The 19,036-nt window shown below is 56.2% G+C and carries 14 protein-coding genes and 1 pseudogene; 10 read left to right on the top strand and 5 right to left on the bottom strand.

All coding sequences use genetic code 11. The annotated features are described in order from the left end of the window. Positions 1–166 precede the first annotated feature (166 nt). On the bottom strand, positions 167–910 hold the full coding sequence (locus tag ABEA92_RS13200; protein WP_345684298.1) for a type 1 glutamine amidotransferase: 744 nt from the start codon (positions 908–910) through the stop codon (positions 167–169). Positions 911–1,025: 115 nt separating this feature from the next. Between ABEA92_RS13200 and ABEA92_RS31375 the strand changes: the two genes are divergently transcribed. The 7 genes and pseudogenes from ABEA92_RS31375 (at position 1,026) to ABEA92_RS13230 (ending at position 8,113) form a co-directional block, all read left to right on the top strand. Further along, entirely contained in the window at positions 1,026–1,280 is a 255-nt protein-coding gene (locus tag ABEA92_RS31375; RefSeq protein ID WP_425572429.1) for a polysaccharide lyase family 7 protein, read from the top strand. A gap of 103 nt (positions 1,281–1,383) precedes the next feature. Then, positions 1,384–1,956: pseudogene (locus ABEA92_RS13205) on the top strand (peroxidase family protein). A gap of 487 nt (positions 1,957–2,443) precedes the next feature. Next, positions 2,444–2,659: a hypothetical protein gene (locus ABEA92_RS13210; protein ID WP_345684299.1), complete on the top strand. Its 216-nt coding sequence runs from the start codon at positions 2,444–2,446 to the stop codon at positions 2,657–2,659. Further along, on the top strand, positions 2,646–2,912 hold the full coding sequence (locus tag ABEA92_RS13215) for a hypothetical protein (RefSeq protein ID WP_345684300.1): 267 nt from the start codon (positions 2,646–2,648) through the stop codon (positions 2,910–2,912). Before ABEA92_RS13210 ends, ABEA92_RS13215 begins: the two co-directional genes overlap by 14 nt. Then, on the top strand, positions 2,891–3,625 hold the full coding sequence (locus ABEA92_RS13220; protein WP_345684301.1) for an SDR family oxidoreductase: 735 nt from the start codon (positions 2,891–2,893) through the stop codon (positions 3,623–3,625). Before ABEA92_RS13215 ends, ABEA92_RS13220 begins: the two co-directional genes overlap by 22 nt. A gap of 316 nt (positions 3,626–3,941) precedes the next feature. Further along, a complete protein-coding gene (locus tag ABEA92_RS13225; protein WP_345684302.1) occupies positions 3,942–5,069 on the top strand; it encodes an FG-GAP repeat domain-containing protein in 1,128 nt (375 codons plus the stop codon). Further along, positions 5,066–8,113 carry a sulfatase-like hydrolase/transferase gene (locus ABEA92_RS13230; RefSeq protein ID WP_345684303.1) on the top strand — a complete coding sequence of 1,016 codons (3,048 nt, stop codon included), beginning with the start codon at positions 5,066–5,068 and terminating at the stop codon, positions 8,111–8,113. Before ABEA92_RS13225 ends, ABEA92_RS13230 begins: the two co-directional genes overlap by 4 nt. Before the next feature lie 1,021 nt (positions 8,114–9,134). Here the strand turns inward: ABEA92_RS13230 and ABEA92_RS13235 are convergent. The 3 genes from ABEA92_RS13235 to ABEA92_RS13245 form a co-directional block, all read right to left on the bottom strand. Then, positions 9,135–10,172 (bottom strand): arginine N-succinyltransferase, encoded by a 1,038-nt coding sequence (locus tag ABEA92_RS13235; RefSeq protein WP_345684304.1) that lies wholly within the window; start codon positions 10,170–10,172, stop codon positions 9,135–9,137. A gap of 56 nt (positions 10,173–10,228) precedes the next feature. Then, positions 10,229–11,659 (bottom strand): aminotransferase class III-fold pyridoxal phosphate-dependent enzyme, encoded by a 1,431-nt coding sequence (locus ABEA92_RS13240; RefSeq protein ID WP_345684305.1) that lies wholly within the window; start codon positions 11,657–11,659, stop codon positions 10,229–10,231. Positions 11,660–11,797: 138 nt separating this feature from the next. Then, positions 11,798–13,003: a hydrolase gene (locus ABEA92_RS13245; RefSeq protein WP_345684306.1), complete on the bottom strand. Its 1,206-nt coding sequence runs from the start codon at positions 13,001–13,003 to the stop codon at positions 11,798–11,800. A 26-nt stretch (positions 13,004–13,029) separates the two neighbouring features. Here ABEA92_RS13245 and ABEA92_RS13250 point away from each other — a divergent pair, with 26 nt between their 5' ends. The 3 genes from ABEA92_RS13250 to ABEA92_RS13260 all read left to right on the top strand — a co-directional run bounded on the left by ABEA92_RS13250 (position 13,030) and on the right by ABEA92_RS13260 (position 17,903). Continuing rightward, positions 13,030–13,956: an EamA family transporter gene (locus ABEA92_RS13250; protein ID WP_345684307.1), complete on the top strand. Its 927-nt coding sequence runs from the start codon at positions 13,030–13,032 to the stop codon at positions 13,954–13,956. 150 nt (positions 13,957–14,106) lie between these two features. Next, positions 14,107–15,882, top strand: a complete 1,776-nt coding sequence (locus ABEA92_RS13255) for a hypothetical protein (protein WP_425572430.1) — start codon at positions 14,107–14,109, stop codon at positions 15,880–15,882. 11 nt (positions 15,883–15,893) lie between these two features. Next, positions 15,894–17,903: a MutS family DNA mismatch repair protein gene (locus tag ABEA92_RS13260; RefSeq protein ID WP_345684309.1), complete on the top strand. Its 2,010-nt coding sequence runs from the start codon at positions 15,894–15,896 to the stop codon at positions 17,901–17,903. A 53-nt stretch (positions 17,904–17,956) separates the two neighbouring features. Here ABEA92_RS13260 and ABEA92_RS13265 read toward each other — a convergent pair whose 3' ends face one another. Further along, positions 17,957–19,003, bottom strand: a complete 1,047-nt coding sequence (locus ABEA92_RS13265) for an LOG family protein (RefSeq protein ID WP_345684310.1) — start codon at positions 19,001–19,003, stop codon at positions 17,957–17,959. Positions 19,004–19,036: the final 33 nt, after the last annotated feature.

The following is a 19,036-nucleotide window of genomic DNA, read 5'->3' on the forward strand; positions in this document are numbered from 1 at the left end:
CTTTCGATCAAGCCTTATCGCGTCCGAAATTCTTGACGGCTTGTTGATTTAATGAAGTTTCCTGCGGCAAGGGGTGTATGATGGACTTTCTAGTCCGTCAATGGCGCATTCGACGGACTAGGAAGTCCATCGTACGACTAAATCAACAAGCCGTCGACGAATTCCGCTACGGCCGAAGCGTTTTCGGATGACCTTCCTCTCGCAAGTGCTTCATGAAGCGGCCGAGCAACTGATTCGTGTCGGGGGTCTCTTTAAAATCGGCGACGAACGACTCGATCGTCTCGCCGCTGATCGACTGGACATACTGCGGGTAAGCCTGCAAACGCTCGATCAATGCTGTGCGGTTGAGTTCGGGGTGAAATTGCGTGCAGTAAATCGGTTTGCCTTCGATTCGAAACGCTTGGTTTTCGGTTCGCTCACTCGAAGCCAAAACGATCGCTCCGGGCGGCAATCGGGTGACGCAATCTTGGTGCCCCATCGGAGCAAGAAAACGCTCCGGTAGCTGTCCGAAAACCGGATCCTCGCGGCCCGCCGGGGTCAAGCGAACTTCGACCGTACCGAGCTCGGCCCGCTGCATGTCGGTGACCACCTCGCCGCCGAGTGCTCGGGCCATCGCTTGATGCCCCCAACACGAAGCAAACGTCGGTTTGTTCAAATCGCAAAGTTCCCGCATCGCCTCGAGTGCCGGCAGAATCCAATCGCCTCCTTCGGCAACCGAGTAGTCGCCGCTACCGCCCAACAAAACCACGTCAACCTGATCGAGTTGCCTCGGCGTTGGCACCCCTGAGAGCAGATCAAACACGCGGATCTGCTGCGTCGCACAACCGAGTGCTCGGGCAAAGCAATCGACTTCCTGCGTTCGCATCGGATCATCGGCATTGCGAACCTGCAAGAGTAGAAACGTATTCATCGTCGATGAGTCCAAAATTCGGGATCAATCAAAGTCCACGGTACAAACGATCATGATACCACCGCATGAGCGAACCGTAATAATTGCGAACGGCTATCGGAACACCGCTTAACATTTGCATCTCGTTTTCCAACTCCCCACGAGACCTCTTGATGAAAAAAGGCATACCACCGAAGGAACGGAATTTCTACGGTCCGAACTTCGCGAGATGCCTGATCCGGATGTGAATTGGCCGGCCCAGGGCACTCACATTCTGGACGCACGTTGCCGGGTGATGCAGATCCCCAGCAACTCAAACGTGATCATTGGCCAGAGCCACAGCTACACAGGAAAGACAAAGCCGCTGATTAGGTTACGGTTAACGGTGTAACGCAAACGCAAAACATTTTGCAAAACGATGACGACTGGTCCGACCAGACGTTCTATTTCAAAGTGGGTGTACATCCTCCGGACAACAAAGACGATGCGACAATGTGGCCAACCCAACGTTGGGAGCGTCAGGCAGCAAATTGATTCGACTCGCCGAAAACGACGACGCCGACGGCATCGCAGAACCTGCGGGCAAAGATCGCAGCAGTGCTCGCGAGATCAGCAACACCCTCTCTGCGGCGGACATCGAAGGAATCTCCAGCCTACGTGACTTGAGTTCGCTCGTCTTCCTATCGAGTCAATTCATCGACCACGACATCACTCTGTCACTTGAACCGGAGGACGCAAACGACACGGCCGCGTTTGATATTGCAGTCTCCAGTGACGATTTTCTGTTTGATCCGCTCGGCAGCGGCGAAGTATCGATGCAGTTGATACGATCTGAATTCGCCGAAGGCACCGGAACGTCGCTGGTTAACCCTGCCTAACAAGTGAACGCGACCACCACTTGGATTGACGGATCACAAATTTACGGCAGCACTCAAGACGTCGCCCATTCGCTGCGGGAATTCGAAGCGGGCCGTTTGCGAATCAGTGACGCCGAGCTGCAGTCGATCACCTACTACGAGTATGGGACCAGGAGGTGCATGATCAAGCGAGCGAGTCGGACTGGGTGATTTCGACGACGGAGTTTACCCCACCACTGTCCCGCAAATCGGCCCTGTCACGTGAATCGTCCCAGTCACGTGGACCAGCAAGTCCGAATCCCACCGCAACGCCAGCAGCACTTCGCGGGCTTCGACAACGAATTTCGCGGTTCGGCGTGTGACTACGAGTTATCGAAATCGTTCTCCAAAATCGGCCCCGCTGACTCGCCATGCCGATGCATCATCGAAGCTTTTGGAGGGCCAATTTTACGTCATCTGGGCACCTAGCCAGACGCAGAAGGGCCTGCGAACCACCCTGTTCGGTAACCCCTATTGTTGTTTTTCCGTGGCACCCCATTGGAGTGTAGGACGCATTGATGATTGAGCGACTTGGTCAAGCGTTTCACCCGTGACCATCCCAAACGGACGGTGACCATCCCAAACGGATCCGAACACTTCGACCATCTGCCACTTCAAATGCACAATCTATCCGTCAGGACATTCCAAGGAGAATTTGATGACAAAGAAAACAACGACGACATCCGTCGCCGACCGAGTGCAAAATTCACTTTATCGGTACGGATTCGAAACGATCTCGGCAATCGATCTTGGTGATCAAACCGTCGAACTACGAGGGCTAACCGAGTCAGCGAATGATCTTGCGATCGCCGTTGCTATCGCGCGAACCGTGCCCGGTGTCGTCAGAGTTGCCTATCAGCGTGAAGGTCACTGACCCGATTTCGATGGGTGGCGATTTGGCTTGCTGGCTTGTTCGCAGCCAGCAATTCCAAGCCCACTTTGCATCCACCCGCAAAGCCACCGCCGTCGTGGCAATCAGCCGAATTGATCGGAAGCGGAGTGGCGATGTCGGCGGCGGATCAGCACGCTCGTCGCTCATTGTACCCGAAGAGGATGTTTCTCGAGCCAAGTCTGGCTTTTCGCTTCTTTCAATGATGCAACAATCGTGGCAAATCGCAAAACTGTAATCGTGACCGGTGGATCGGGAGGTATTGGAGGTGCCATTTGCTGCAGACTTGCCGACGCTGGCTGCAACACGGTGGTGCACTATCACAGCGACCACGATGCGGCCAAAAAGAAGGTCGATGAGATCAAGGCCGCCGGAGGCAGTGCGATCGCTGCGAAGTGCAACCTCAGCGATGAACAACAAGTCGCGGAGTTGTTCGATCATGTCATCGCCGAGTTTGGCAAAGTCGATGGCGTCGTTGCCTGTGCGGGGGTCGGCGGCGGCGGACCGGTTGTCGAATCGACCCTCGATGACTTTCAAAAACTGCTCAGTGTCAACGTGGTCGGAGCCTATCTGACGATTCGAGAAGCCGCACGCCGGATCGAAGAGGGTGGTCGAATCGTTTTCGTTTCCTCACAACTCGCTGAACGACCGCGTGAAGGCACCGGACTGTACTCGGCTACCAAAGCCGCCATCGACGCGATGATCGTTTCGATGTCACGAGAATTGGGTGCACGAGGTATTACGATCAATAGCGTTCGCCCCGGTGCGACCGAGCCGGGAATGTTTGCCAGCAGCAGCGAAGAGCGCAAAGCGTATTTTCGTAATCTGTCTCCGTTCAAACGACTTGGCCACCCCGATGACATCGCGGGTGTCGTTGAATTCTTGCTCAGTGACGATGCCCGATGGATCACCGGTCAACACTTGCGAGTCGATGGCGGCGCGTCCAACTGATTGCGTTCAGCCAATAACGATCCTACGGTACGATTCGACGCCCGGAATGAAGTATGTGCTTGGGTTGGATGACGAGGTTAAGGCCGATCCGGCGACCGCAGTGGCAAATAAGGGGCCATGCGACAGCGACACCCAGCCGCCGTAGTTTTGAGGCGATATGGAGGGTGACAAATCGCTTGATGATATTAAGCTGTCCTTTTCACGACGATGCGTGCTTGCCGAGCACGCGGCAGACGAGCCGACAATGGACGATGATACCGATCGCTTTGATCGCGCAGCGAGTCAGCGACGATCACCACCCAACGACTGAACCGTGATGAAGCAACCCATCCCCGCCATCCTGTTGCTGTTCATGGTGATGTCTGATGGTTTCTGCAGCGGACAAGAAAGAATCTTTGTCTCAAACGATCGGCTGATTCTGGGGACCGAGACGAACCGTTCTGCCTCGGTGCGAAACGCCGACGTCGACGGCGATGGCGACGTTGACTTGATCGTAGCCAATGGGCGTCACTGGCCGCAGCAGAATTTTGTATTCATCAACCAAGGCCGCAGTCGATTCAATGTCATGCGGCCGCTGGGGGACGATCGATCAACCAGCTACGCTTGCGAGCCGGCCGACTTTGACGGAGACGGCGATGTCGATATCGCAGTCGGCAGCGACAACGCACCGTGCATGATCATGCTGAACGATGGCAACGGCGTGTTCACGGCGGGCTCTGAATTCGGTAGCCCCTCGAGCGTCCGTAGTCTTGCGGTCGCCGACATCGACGGCGATGGCGACATCGATATTCTTGTTACATGTCGCGGTCGACCAAACCGTATCCATCTGAACGACGGTTCTGCGAACTTTCCTGTCGCTTTCGAATTTGGCAGCTCGAACGATTCGACGATCGATGTCGCGGTCGCGGACGTCAACGAGGATGGTCGTCTCGACTTGTTGCTCGCCAATCGCGATGGGCAACCCAACACAATCTTGATCGCCGATGGATCAGGCGGCTTTCGCAAACCCAAGCCCTTCGGTCCACAAGATCTTTCTAGCCGAGCCATCGCGACGGCCGACTTCAACGCCGATGGTCACATCGACTGGGTCGTCGGCAACGTCGACGCAGCGAATTCGGTCTTCTTCGGTGACGGCAACGGCGGCGTTCTAACCCAAACCTCCATCGGCCGAGATGACGGAAAAACGTACTGCGTCGCGGTGGCTGATTTCAATAACGATGGTCTTCCGGATATTGTTGTCGGCAACGTCGGACAACCCCATGCGGTCTATTTCAATGCGAACTCGGGAACGACGTTCACTGAAACACGGTTCGGAACTGCCGACACGGCAACGTACGGACTGTGTACCGGCGACTTCGACGGAGACGGATTCGCCGATGTTGCAGTCGCCAACTCCGATGGTTTGAATCGAGTGTTCCTAAATCAGATGAAAAAGAATCGATGAGTAAATTGACCACTCCCGTGGCAGCGTTTCTGATGGCTGCATGTCTATTCACATCCGCCTCGGCCCAAGTCGCAAGCGATTGGCCAGGTTTCCGAGGTCCAGCCGGGCGAGGTATTGCCACCGATCAAGTGACTGCGGAATCGTGGGATGCGACCAGCGAGAATGACGACGCCATCCTCTGGAAAACCGACGTCCCCGGACTCGGTCACGCCAGTCCCACGATCATCGGCGATAAGATATTTCTTGCCACTGCGGTTCCAGCCAGTGGCGATGCACCGCTGAACGTCGGTCGCAATGGCAATACCGATGCAGCCGACGACAACGGCGAGCAGACATGGTGGGTGTTGTGTTACGACAAAGCAACGGGCAAGGAACTTTGGCGCAGTGTGGCTCGCAAAGGGGAACCCAAAGCGACTCGCCATGCCAAGGCGACTCATGCCAATACGACGATTGCTGCGGATGCCGATCATGTGGTCGCCTTCTTTGGTTCCGAGGGTCTGTATTGTTACGACCACGACGGCAACCTGCTGTGGCAACGCGACTTGGGAGTCATCAACGTCAGCAAGTACGGAATCGGTTGGGGCTACGCCAGCTCGCCTGCGATTTACGGTGACCGCGTCGTTCTGGTCTGCGATGACCCCACGGATCCTTACGTAGTGGCGCTACGACTGTCCGACGGTGAAGAGCTTTGGCGAAAGTCGCGTCAGGAAGATTGCGAGCGAAGCTGGGGCACGGCGCTGATTCACCGCAACGATGACGTCACGCAGGTCGTTGTCAATGGTTGGCCGTGGATTGTTTCCTACGACCTGGAAACCGGAGATGAGGTGTGGCGGATCGAAGGCGGCGGTGACAACCCGATTCCGACGCCGTTTGTTCACGACGATCGCATCTATATCACCAATGCTCATGGAGGTCCGTCACCGATCTATGCGATTGCAACGGATGCCAAAGGAAACTTGACCGAATCCGAATCGGCGGCCGAGCAAAGCGTGGCTTGGAAAGTCGACCGGGGCGGCTGCTACATGTCGACGCCTGTGGTGTGGGGCGACTATCTGTACCTAGGCAACACCAATGGCGTCCTCCGCTGTTTTCACGCCGAGACCGGCGAAAAGATCTACGAGGAACGGCTTGGCAGCGGTGCATCGATTACCGCATCGTTGGTGGCCGCCGACGACAAGATCTACTGTCCTTCGGAAAATGGCAAGATGTATGTGGTCCAAGCAGGTCCCGAGTTCGAGATTCTGGCCGAAAATGAAATGGAGCACCCTTGTTTCGCCACACCCGCGATCTCGGACGGAATTCTCTACGTTCGCACGACCAAGACGTTGGTGGCGATCCAAGCGGTACCTCAAACAACAACCACGACAACATCGCAAACGCGTCCGAACATCTTGTTCATCGCGGTCGACGATTTGCGGCCGTCGATGGGATGTTACGGTGACCCCGTTGCGATCACGCCGAACATGGACCGCTTGGCGGCCCGAGGGATGCAGTTCGATCGTGCCTACTGCCAAGTTGCGGTCTGCAATCCGTCGCGAGCCAGTTTGATGACTTGTCTGCGCCCTGACAACTTGGGCGTGTGGACGTTGCCGATTCACTTTCGCGAGGCCAAGCCAGACGCGGTGACGATGCCTCAGTGGTTTCGCAAGTTTGGTTACACCGCCGTCAGCCACGGAAAGATCTATCACAATCCCACTCCCGATCCGCAATCGTGGAGCGAGCCCATTCGCGCTCTGCGATCGCTTCCGAATCCGTATCCCGATGGCACGCGCGAGACAGTGCAAGCGGCGATGAAGGAATTGCCTGCGAGGGATTGGCGAAAGAACAATCTGCGAAACCCGAGCACAGCGGCTCCTGAACTGGATGACACCGACCTCCTGGACGGTGCTCGGACCGAGATGGCGATCGAAGACTTGCGTCGACTGGGCCAGCAATCCGAACCGTTCTTTCTGGCGATGGGATACATCCGGCCGCACTTGGCCTGGGTCTCCCCGAAAAAGTATTGGGACATGCACGATCCATCTAAATTGCCAGTACTGGAGGATCAACACGTGATCCCCAACACGCCTGGTTACGCGCCAAGCAACAACAGCGAATTGTCACACTATGTTGATCTAATCGACATGCCCAGACCGTGGGACGACCGAGAATTACCGCTTGAAAAGCGACGTCATCTGGTTCATGCCTACTACGCCTGCGTCAGCTACGTGGACGCCCAGATCGGCCGACTACTGGATGCCCTTGAGGAGGAAGGGCTCGCTGAGAACACGATCGTGGTCTTGTGGAGCGACCATGGGTGGAAGTTCGGCGAGAACCGTGGCTGGGGAAAGATGACCAACTACGAAATCGACGCACGCGTCCCGCTGCTGATCGCTGCACCGGGGATGAAGACTGCAGGACAAAAGACCGATCAATTGGCTGAGTTGCTTGACCTGTTTCCAACGCTCTGCGAACTCGCCGGAATCGACACTCCCGACTTTGTCGACGGCCGCAGTCTAGTGCCCATTTTGAAAGACCCTCAAACCAAAGTGCACGACACAGCGATGAGCCAATACTACCGAAATTTTGAAGGGCGTCAGTACATGGGGTATTCGATGCGGACCGACGACTATCGCTTTATCGAGTGGCGAGACTTCGAGACCGGCGAGGTGACCGACCGCGAACTCTACGATCATCGATCCAGCGACATCGAGAGTGAAAACATCGTTGCGTCGGCATCCGCCGATTTGGTCGACCAATTGACTAAGCAATTGGTCCAATCGCATCCAAGAAAGCCATTGCGAATGACACCCGCGGTTCATTCCAATCCGAATCCCGGACGCTGGAGTGCCGAACTGAGTTTCACCAACAAGACCGAAACGGAATTGTTGGTCTACCCCATCACGTCCTCGGGGCGACGAGGCCGAGCGACACGAATCAAGCCATCGCAAGACGCACGCTTCCATGCTCGCCTCGGAGGCGTCTATGTTGTCGAGAGCGAGGACGGTCGCGTTTACGAAATCCACTCACCGTCGTATCCATCACGAAACATCGTGATCGAGTAGGAAAATCGCTTCTCGAGTAGCGGAATTCGTCAAGAATTTCGGCCCGATCCCACCGTAGCGGAATTCGTCAATGGCTTGTTGATTTCATGAGCCGTGACGCGTGAGCGGCCGGGTCCCACGCATGACTCCCAAACTGCATTTCGGCGAGGCAACAGCCTACACGTAACCTCTCCCGAGTGAAGCACGGGAGAGGTCGGACGGGCCCCTCAAGGCCACGTCCGAGTGAGGGCCGCGGTGGGCAAACTTAAAGCATGATTCGATTGGGCTTGCTCGGACGGCCCTCACCCGAGCAATCGCTAAAGGCTCTGCTCGACCTCTCCCAAACAAGTTTGGGAGAGGTGACAATCCGCAAGTCACCTCGCCCGAGCGAAGCACGGGAGAGGTCGGACGGGCCCTCAAGGCCTCGTCCGGGTGAGGGCCGCGGTGGGCAAACTTAAAGCATGGTTCGATTGGGCTTGCTCGGACGGCCCTCACCCGAGCAATCGCTAAAGGCTCTGCTCGACCTCTCCCAAACAGGTTTGGGAGATGTGACAATCCGCAAGTCACCTCTCCCGAGCGAAGCTGGGGAGAGGTCGGACGGGCCCTCAAGGCCTCGTCCGGGTGAGGGCCGCGGTGGGCAACCTTGAAGCATCGTCCGATTGGGATTGCTCGGACAGCCCTCACCCGAGCAGTCGCTGAAGGCTCTGCTCGACCTCTCCCAAACAAGTTTGGGAGAGGTGACAAACAACGAGTCACCTCGCACGGGAGAGGTCGGACGGGCCCTCAAGGCCTCGTCCGGGTGAGGGCCGCGGTGGGCAACCTTGAAGCATGGTTCGATTGGGCTTGCTCGGACAGCCCTCACCCGAGCAGTCGCTAAAGGCTCTGCTCGACCTCTCCCAAACAAGTTTGGGAGAGGTGACAAACAACAAGTACCCTCGCCCGAGCGAAGCACGGGAGAGGTGGCAATAGAACGGTGCAACCTAATGTTACAAAAAGCCTGAAGTTTTTGCGGTCCAACAGTAGCACCAGGAGCACGGTAGCCCTACGACTTGCCCAATACGTAGCATGTCGAACCGATGCCGAGCTGCAACGCCTCGGCACTTGCGGCATCGATGGTGACGTCGCCGGTGGTGGGATCAATCAAAATCGTCGTGTACACGCTGGTAAAGCCGTGGTGTGTACTACAGACGATGTGCTTTTCTGAACTGCCAGCTTCGGAGCCGCTCGGTTCCTCCACGAGGATCGCTTTGACGGTCAATTCTCGGGTTCGTTTGACCGCTTTGATTTGGTTCGTTTCACAGCTGATCATCGGTCCGCCGTCAAAGATATCGACGAAATCAGTTTCGCGGAAACCTTCCTTTTTCAGCATTGCCAATGCAGGAACGGTTTCGTCGTGGACTTGCCCAATGCCGTCACGTATCTTGCTGGGCAACAGATTCAGATAGATCGGCGAATCGGGCATCAGTTCTTCGATGAACTGCTTTGAAACCGTCGACAACGCGTCGGCCACGGAAAATTCAATCGGCATAAACTTTCCCGCAATCGCTTCAAAGAAGGGGACCGTGCCGTCCTTGTCCGCACGTCCTCGCATCTCGGCAATCACGCGATCGGCGAAGCGGTGAGGCCGCATCGCGATCAGCGCGAAACGTGCCATCGACAACCAACGACCAAAGCCATGGCCGCGGTATTTGCCACGCAGAAACAAACTGCCGATTTCCGTTGGACCATCATGGATCCTCGTCAACAGCAGCGATTGGCGTCGTTGGCGAACACCAAGCTGTTCGCTGACGTGCTCGGTTTCCACCAATTGATACGCATAAAACGGTTGATAACCGCCGGTTTTTGCATAGACCGTCGACGTGCCCGCCAGTTCGCCGGTTTGCTGGTTCACCAAAACCAAAACATACGGCTCACCGCGTGGCGAGGGACCGCTTCGCGAAAACGCGAACTCAGAATGTTCAATGCGATCAAGCAGTTGATCGCGTTTCAGTTGCAAACTGGTCAATCCGCGTGTGGCGGATTTGACCAAGTCATGCAGAGCATCAAGATCATCGATGCGAACGGCACGTAAAACCCACATCGTTTTCGACCTCTTGTGATGACTCGTGCCACACCCGCGTGCGTCGCGGTTCCATTCTATTTTACTTGGTCTGGCTCGCGAAACAACGCTAACGATTGATCCAACAACGTGATCGCCGCATCAATATGCTCGGTCGTTGTGATTGCCGGTGCGGGCAAAAAGCGAATGCGGGTCGGATCGGCTCCACAGACAAAACCAAGCAAACCAAGATCGTACATGATCCCCATCAACCGTTTTGCCTGATCAAAGCTGCCGTCACCCGGGGTGAAAGCGATCATCATTCCTTCGCCGAACGGACCCGAGATCAATCCAGGATACTTTTTGACCAACGTATTCAAAGCGTTCTCAAAGTATTCATGTCGCTTGACGTTCTGGCCATCCGCTCCGAAACAATTGCTTGATTCCAGAGCATCGAGGGTGGCAAGCCCCGTCGCAATCGACGACGAAGCTCCGGTGAACGTTTGGCTCAGAATCGGCCCGGTCGGTTTGAACGCTTCGCCGTACAGCGTTGCACAAACCTGCGTGATCTTGCCGATCGTGACGATGTCAGCGAATCGGTCGAGCCCGTAGTGCTGGAACGCAAACGGCTTGGACGTTCGCGAGAACGATTGGACTTCGTCAAAGATGATTGGGATGCCGGCTTCACGCAGCGGAACACACAGCGCTTCGAAGAAATCGTGGCTGCCGGGATAGTAGCCTCCTTCGCCTGCAATCGGTTCCGCCCAAAACGCGGCGTAGCGACCAGGGTGTCGGTTGAGCAATCGTTTCAGCTGAGCAACCGCTCGCTTGGTGCTGCCCTCGGGGTCGGCTTGTTCACGAAACGGCAGGTAATCGACCGCCAGTGCCAATGGCAAGCCGGCTCGATAGTTCGGTCGATCGGTCAGTGCGGCGAGCGCGATCGAGCGGCCGGCAAACGCGTTTTCAAACGCAATGATTCGGTTCGCAGGTGCCTTGTGGTGCAGCGCGATCTTCAGTGCGTTTTCATTCGCCATCGCCCCGCTGGTGGACAACAAACAATGATCGAATTTGGCTCCGCCAGCGGTCGCCAACTTCAACAACCGTTCGCACATCTCTAGACTCGGCGGATGTTGCTGCAGATTGCCTTGCATCACCGTGTCTTCGAGCGCCGCGTCGATTGCCGCATCAACCATTCGCGGATCACTGTGCCCGCAACCGTGCACCCCGATGCCGCCGATGAAGTCAAGCTTGACGCTGCCATCAGCCAATTGGACATAGGGTCCGTTGCCTAAACCGGCCGATAGGTACGGCCAAATCGGAGCACCCCCGCGTGCTTGGCCCAATCGCTCGAGCATCGCTTGATAACCGGGCACCAACGACTCATCCGCACCACGGACATCGTCGATCGATTTTGCATGTTCGGCAACCGCTTCGGCGATCAACCGTTTTGCCTCGGCCACACGAGGATCCGATCGAAGGGCTTCCGCAGCTGTCGCGGACGATTTGGACGTTGGTTCAACCACAGCCATTGGCTCCGTTTGGGTTGGAAAATGAATCAAAGTGAATTTTGGAAGTTCAATAGGCCACATCCCTTGATGTGACGTTTTTTCGTGATGCTTTGCGGGCTCGTGCCGACAATCGCACAACCACGATCTCGTACAGGACACTTACTTGGCGGCGCTGTTCGCTAAAAATGTCAAAACGGTCGCCGCTGCGGGTACCAGTGTTGCAGGAACACAGTACTCTTCGCTGCTGTGTAGTTTATCGCCTGTGATTCCCATGGTGTCGATGTTGGGTAGTTTCATTGCCGCCAATTTGCAGCCGTCACACGCACCGCCGGTGTCTTGCCACTCGATCGAGCGACCGACAGCGTTTGCCGCCGCCGCCACTCTATCCTGCATTGCCACCAACGCGTCATTAGAGCATTTCGGAGGCGAATGCAGCATCCCGTTTAGCTCGACTTCGTAACCGTCGCCGGTGAACTGATCGCGAATCGTCTCGAGCATCGACTCGATCCTCTGCATCGCCTGAGTGTCGGTCACTCGCACATTCAAGTGAACCGAGGCATAGTCGGGGACGCGGTTCAACGGCCCACCGCCAGCGATCTTGCCGACATTCACCAACACGCCACCATCGGGGTCATGAAGTTCAGCGAGCTTTACGACAATCCGCGACAGATGCACAATCGCATTGCGACCCTGTTCGGGATTACGACCTGCGTGCGCCGAGCGTCCGCGAACGACAAAGGCGAACCCGCCTGATCCTTTGCGTGCCGCGACGAGTTTTCCATCGGGCAGGGTCGGTTCGAACACCAATGCGGCATCAAATTGGGGGGCCAATGTTCGCATCAATGGTTCCGAAGCGGTCGAGCCTATCTCTTCATCAGGATTGAGCAGGATCGAAACCCCCAAATCGGCGAACAAACCGAATCGCAATCCTGCTTCGACCGCCATCGCGATCACGGCGATCCCGCCTTTGGCATCGGCCGTTCCCGGCCCCAGCAATCGATCGCCTTGGCGAACGCAGCGATCGGCGGTGTTCGATCCAACCGCGGGGTAGACGGTGTCGTAGTGGATCATCAACAAAACGCGTTGCCGAGCATCGGGTTGGTGGTGCCACAGCAGTGCCGGCCCCGTCGAAGGGGCGTACCACTGGCCTGCGTCATCCAGTAGCCTCATCGGTCCCAGGGGAATTTGGTCAAACGAAACGCCAAAGCTGCGAAAGTCCGTGCACAGCATCTCGGCCATTTGTTGCAACTGGGGTACATCCATCGACCACGAGTTTTGGTTGCACCAACGCTCGAGCCGATCGACCGAAGCGGATTGTTGGCGGTGCATCCACTCGATTGCAGCTTGAATCGGTTCGGAAATCATTTGGAATTAAGAATTAATAGTTGGCCATGACTTGGATTGGATTGTCGGCGATTTCTGCGGTCCTGTTGGGCTTCTATGACGTTACCAAAAAGATTGCGGTACGAAAGAACGCCGTGCCAATCGTTTTGTTGATCAGCGTTTCGGTCGGTGCTGCGATTTGGATGCCATTTATCTGCTGGTCCACCTTTTCGCCGACCAGTGTGCCGCATCCGATTCTAAAAGTCGATTCGTTGTCGTTTGCCGAGCACGGATTGTTGTTGGCCAAGAGCATCTTGGTGGGGGCTTCGTGGACCTTTGCATTTTTCGCTCTCAAACGGTTGCCGTTATCGATCGCGGCTCCGATTCGTTCGACCAGCCCGTTTTGGACGATCGCGATGGCATCGCTGGTGCTCGGTGAACGTCCCACCGGCACCCAGTGGATTGGCATCGTGATCGTACTTTTGGCATTCTGGGCATTCTCGGCGGTTAGTCTTCGCGAAGGCGTTTCCTTTAAAACGGATCGCGGTGTCGCGATGATGGTCGCGGCGACCATTCTGGGTGCATTGAGCTCGATTTACGACAAGTATCTATTGCAGACGGCAATGATTGCTCCATCCACCGTTCAGGCCTGGTTTTCGGTGTACTTAGTCCCCGTAATGGTCCCGATGGCGTTGATTTGGTGGCGAAGCGGACGAAAGAACAAAGATCGCGAGCTGTCGGTTCACGCGTTATTCGAGTGGCGGTGGGCGATTCTTGGAATTAGTCCGTTGCTGTTGGCCGCGGATATCGTCTACTTCACCGCCTTGGCCGACCCCGATGCACTCGTTTCGGTGATCTCGGTGGTGCGGCGATGCAGTGTCGTGATTGCGTTTCTGTTTGGTATTCGAGCCCTCGGGGAGGCCAATTTCTGGCCCAAAGCTGCGTGCGTGGTGACAATCCTGTGCGGCGTCGCCTTGTTGGTGTTAGGGGGGTGAAGGCCGGTGTCGTGCTTTTCAGTCGAGCCGAATCCCCGTATCCTATACGGCACTGTATCTTTCGAGGGCTGTGACCGGCGTGATGGTGACAGCTTTGTTTCAAATCAAGTGACGTGAAAAGCGAGTGGCAACCAACGTTGCTTCATGTTGATGAGCGAGATCCTGCTCTATTACAAACGTCCTGACCCAACGACTTGGGTGTACCTGTCGTCATTTCTGACGATCGGGTTGTTCTTCGTTTTTCACCGATTTTGGAGCATCCGTAACCTCGATATCTTCCTGCTCATCCTGCTGGCCCCAGGGTTATTGATGGTCCATGAGGGCCGCCGACGGCAACTGCAGGAAATTGAGTCGGAAGTGATCACGCACCGCCAAACGGAAACGGTTCCGGCGACGCCCCATTCCGCCAATGCCGACTCGGATCAGGGCTCGAGATTGAGCAATACCGAGCTTAGAAACACAGGGCTGGCAAACACGGGGCTGCGAGAGTTGGCGGCGGCGGGCGATTTGAACCCGTCCCCGAGGTCACAAAACGCCGCGACATCGTCCTTATCTAGCAAGCTCGGTTCGAGCGGCGGAGACGTCTTGGTGGCACTCACCCAAGCGGTCCCTACCGACGATCCAGATGCCGCAACGATGTCCGAAGAAGAAGCGTCGGTGCGTGCCGAAGCCGCGATCTTGGCGCAGCCCGCTGTACCGCTGGCAACCGACTCGCCCGAGTCGATGCTGGACGCCGATGCTGCGGGATCGGCGGATGCATCGACTGCCGATATCGAGGCGGATGTCGACCCCGAAGCGTCCTCGGAAATTGATCCCGAGGATATTCGTCGTTACGGGTTCATCAGCTTGTTCATCGTTCAATTCATGCTGCTGATTCGCTTGCTGTTGGATCCGTTGATGGTGCGTCGTCCGCTGTTGGACCCGAACCTTTCAAGCGGCGGGTTGACCTTTATCGGCGTTTCGCTGTTCATCTTTATGATGGCAAACATTGTCGCCAGCACCCCACGGATCCAAATCGAACAGGGACCCAAACTTGGGCCCGGTTACGCATTGATGAACATGTTGCCGGCAATTCCCACGCGGCCCGTGACCGACGCCTTGGCCGGTTCCACATTGGGTGACGAGAACGAATTAAACGAATCGCAAAGCCGACTGGCCACGATTGCCAAGGTGTTGGCGATCTTGGCACACGCGGCGATCGTTTCAGGCATCGTGCTGATCGGCAATTGGCACTTTGGCAATATGCGAGCCGGCGTGGGCTGTGCGACGCTGTATTTATTGATGCCGTACACCGCACAAATGACCGGGCGGGTCGATCATGCGCTGCCTGCGGCGCTGCTGCTTTGGGCTGTGTTATTTTATCGCAAACCGCTCGTCGCAGGCATCTTTCTGGGGCTTGCCGCGGGGCTGGTGTACTACCCGTTTTTCTTGCTGCCGCTGTGGATCAGTTTCTATTGGCGACGCGGCGTATGGCGGTTCACGATCGGGGTCGCGGTGATGCTCGGTTTGCTGATGATGTTGCTGTCGCTCAGCGGAGTCGAATCGCTTGTCGACCATTTGCGAACGATGTTTGGTTTGTTTAAACCCGAAACGAAATCGAATATTTTAGGTGGCATTTGGGGACTTGGATGGAATCCCATTTGGCGGTTGCCGGTGATCGTCGGGTTTGTGATTCTCTGTTCGTTCTTTGCCGCTTGGCCGGCGCAAAAGAATCTTGGAACGTTGATTGGATGTTCGGCTGCCGTGATGGTCGGTGCCCAGTTCTGGCACGGCTACGGTGGCGGACTCTACATCGCTTGGTTCTTGCCCCTGTTGTTATTGACCATCTTCCGACCGAACTTGCAGGACCGTATTGCCTTGAAAGTCGTCTCGGATTCTTCGAATAAAAAACGACGCCCCGCGGCGTTGGAGGTAGATGCGGCTTGACGGATCTGAACGTGAACTCTGGCCCGCAGACCAACCCTGGCCCCCATCCGAATGCAAACTCCATCGCGAGTGCAAACACGGTTGCGAATCCTAGTGCCCAAGCAAGTCATGCCGGCGAAGCGCTGCACCGCTATCGCGAACACCTAGCGGAAATTCAAACCGAACGCGATCGTTTGAAAGTTCGCGATCGGACCTACGGGACCGTTCGTGTGGTGTTGTTTCTGGTGGCGATCGTGTTTTGGGTGGTCGGATATTCCAGCGATGTCACCATCGCGCAACCCATCGGCTGGGCCGCGTTTATCGGCTTTATCGTAGCCGTGGTGCTGAACGAACCGATCCGTGATCGACTCGATGCGCTGCGACGTGAACGCTCGGTGTTTCGCCGTTTGGTCGCACGGATCGAACGTGATTGGGATCGTTTGGCCACGTCCAGCCTGTCTCGCCAGCTTGGTGAAGTCGAATTGCCAGCGGGCCAGCGAGACGCGGCAGCCGATTTGGATCTATTAGGCCGAGCGTCGTTGTTCCATTTGGTATCGATGACCGCGACGACTCCCGGTATTCGCACGCTCGCGTCGTGGTTGACCGGACCGGCGATTGCGGGTGATGCAATCGAACGGACCAAAGCTATCGAAACGCTTGCTCCACTGCGAGAAGAGCGACTGCGGTTCTACGTCACCGCACGCAAGGTCGCCGAAAGCAGTGGTGATCCTGATCGATTCACCGCCTGGGCCACCGGCCCACGTTGGTTGTCATCACGCAAATGGCTTGCTGGTTGGGCCAATCTCTCGGCGATCCTGGCGATCGTGTTTCTGCTAGCGATGATCGTGGGCTTCCTTGTGCTCGGATCTGCGACATGGTTCAAAATCGGGCTGTTCGGCCTTTTGGGCATTGGCGTTATCAATGTCACCTTGACCGGCGTCGCACTCGGACCGGCCCATGCGATCTTTTCGATCGCGATGGCCAGCCGCGGAGCCGTCGACGATTATCGTGATCTTTTTGCTGCCGCCGAGCGACTGCCGAGCGATCACGAATCAAGCCACACCGCTCACTTGCAAACCATCCGTGAAACCTTGGTCGCAGGTCCTCGCTCTGCTGCCGCCGGAATGCGAGCGTTACAAAAAGTAGCTGCCGCCGGGGCGCTGCGGCAATCCGCGGCGACGTTTTTGATTTACTTGCCGCTGCAAGCGTTCGCACTTTGGGACATCCGAGTGCTAAAACGGCTTGAACAGTGGCAACAGGACTACAGCGATGTGGTTGCCGGTTGGTTCGAATCGCTTGGACAATTTGAATCGCTGATGTCGTTGGCAGCACTTCGCGACGAGTATCCAAGTTGGACGACGCCCAAGTGGAAAAACGAAGCAAGTGATCGCTCGGTCGAAGCGGTCGAGATCGGGCATCCGCTGCTTCCTGATCAGGTCCGCGTTCGAAACGATGTTACCGTCGGCCCACCAGGCACCCTATTGTTGGTGACCGGCAGCAACATGTCGGGCAAAAGTACGATGCTGCGTAGCATCGGGCTAAACGTTGCCTTGGCTGGAACCGGAGCCCCGGTTTGTGCCACGCGGTTTGCGTTGCCATCGATTGAATTAGCAACCAGTATTCGTGTCAGCGACAACCTCAGCGAAGGCGTATCGTTTTACATGGCCGAGCTTCATCGCTTGAAGCAAGTCGTCGATCACGCCCGCCGCTTGGCCGACAAAGAAGACCGTGTCTTGCTGTTTTTGCTCGATGAAATCCTGCAAGGCACCAACAGCCGCGAACGGCAAATCGCAGTCGTGCAAGTGTTGCGGCACTTGATTGGATTCGAAGCGATCGGTGCGATCAGCACGCACGACTTGGAACTTGCCGACGAACCCGAGCTCAATTCGATCGCGCACACGGTTCATTTTCGCGAGACCATCACCACCGATGACGATGGCAATGACACGATGACGTTCGATTACCAGATGCGGCAAGGCGTCTCGCCCACAACCAACGCACTGCGATTGTTAGAAATGGTCGGGCTAGGCCCGAAAGCGTAGCGCATTGTCGCTCGGCTTTCCAAGCCGAAAGCGCAATCACGATCGCGATGTGGCTACACCGTTTCGGCGACGTTGATCGTGTTGATCAACATCCGCAATCGACCGAGTGCGCGGCGGTTGAAATGGAACACCAAACGCGGCATGTGAGCAAGATCGGGTTCGCCGATCTCGTCCGGCAATGCCGCCGACTGCTCGAACGTACCGTCGACCAGAATGTCACTGAATTGCTCGCGAATCGATTCAAGCGCGTCGGCCGTCAATTCTTTTTGCAGACGAAAAACGAGTCGGTCGCGGACATATCGCATACTGTGATAGTTGCGATAGAACTGCAACATCTCTTGGATCGCTTCATCGACCGAGTTCGTGATCTTGTAAAGATTCACATCCTCGGGGCTGATCATTCCATTGTTAAGCAATTGCTTTTCGAAGAACACGCCCAGGTCTCGCCAATAGCTGCCTTCGGCCGAGTCCAGCAACACCAACGGGATCATCGTTTGTTTGCCGGTCTGCATCAGCGTCAATGTTTCAAGCGCTTCATCAAGCGTGCCGAAACCGCCCGGACAACAAATCACTCCGCTGCACTCTTTCACAAACATCAACTTGCGAGTGAAGAAGTACTTCATCGTGACCAGTTTGGCGTCACCTTGGATGTAAGGGTTTGCACTCTGTTCGAAGGGCAACATGATGTTCAGCCCCATCGATGCTTCACGGCCCGCGCCGCGGTGTCCCGCTTCCATGATGCCACCGCCGGCACCGGTGATCACCATCCATCCGTGCGATGCGATCCGGCGACTTAGTTCCACTGCACTTTCGTACTCGGGATGCCCCGGCATCGTCCGCGCGGAACCGAATATCGTGACCTTGCGACGTTTGCGGAAAGGACGAAACACCTTAAACGCATAACGCAATTCGCGAAGCGTTCGCGAGAGAATCTTTAAGTCGCCCCGAGCCGTATTGTCCTTCTCGAGTCGATCGATGGTATGACGCATGACCTGCAAAATGTCTTGCGTTTCAATCGTCGATATTGGTTCGTCCGCCGGCTGGGGACGCTGAAGTTCATCTTCGCCAATCGCTTCGTCGGGCAGACGTTTAGGGTCCATGTGTCCTTCAGTGCCTGTTCAGTGTTGCAAATA

This window comes from Novipirellula caenicola (assembly GCF_039545035.1).
Lineage (GTDB): Bacteria > Planctomycetota > Planctomycetia > Pirellulales > Pirellulaceae > Novipirellula > Novipirellula caenicola.

What these genes read in the sequence shown, in the direction of transcription:
- ABEA92_RS13225 (WP_345684302.1), top strand. Translation starts at nt 3,942, where the DNA reads ATGAAGCAACCCATCCCCGCCATCCTGTTGCTGTTCATGGTGATGTCT.
- ABEA92_RS13235 (WP_345684304.1), bottom strand. Translation starts at nt 10,172, where the DNA reads ATGTGGGTTTTACGTGCCGTTCGCATCGATGATCTTGATGCTCTGCAT.
- ABEA92_RS13230 (WP_345684303.1), top strand. Translation starts at nt 5,066, where the DNA reads ATGAGTAAATTGACCACTCCCGTGGCAGCGTTTCTGATGGCTGCATGT.
- ABEA92_RS13245 (WP_345684306.1), bottom strand. Translation starts at nt 13,003, where the DNA reads ATGATTTCCGAACCGATTCAAGCTGCAATCGAGTGGATGCACCGCCAA.
- ABEA92_RS13240 (WP_345684305.1), bottom strand. Translation starts at nt 11,659, where the DNA reads ATGGCTGTGGTTGAACCAACGTCCAAATCGTCCGCGACAGCTGCGGAA.
- ABEA92_RS13265 (WP_345684310.1), bottom strand. Translation starts at nt 19,003, where the DNA reads ATGGACCCTAAACGTCTGCCCGACGAAGCGATTGGCGAAGATGAACTT.
- ABEA92_RS13200 (WP_345684298.1), bottom strand. Translation starts at nt 910, where the DNA reads ATGAATACGTTTCTACTCTTGCAGGTTCGCAATGCCGATGATCCGATG.
- ABEA92_RS13255 (WP_425572430.1), top strand. Translation starts at nt 14,107, where the DNA reads ATGAGCGAGATCCTGCTCTATTACAAACGTCCTGACCCAACGACTTGG.
- ABEA92_RS13250 (WP_345684307.1), top strand. Translation starts at nt 13,030, where the DNA reads ATGACTTGGATTGGATTGTCGGCGATTTCTGCGGTCCTGTTGGGCTTC.
- ABEA92_RS13210 (WP_345684299.1), top strand. Translation starts at nt 2,444, where the DNA reads ATGACAAAGAAAACAACGACGACATCCGTCGCCGACCGAGTGCAAAAT.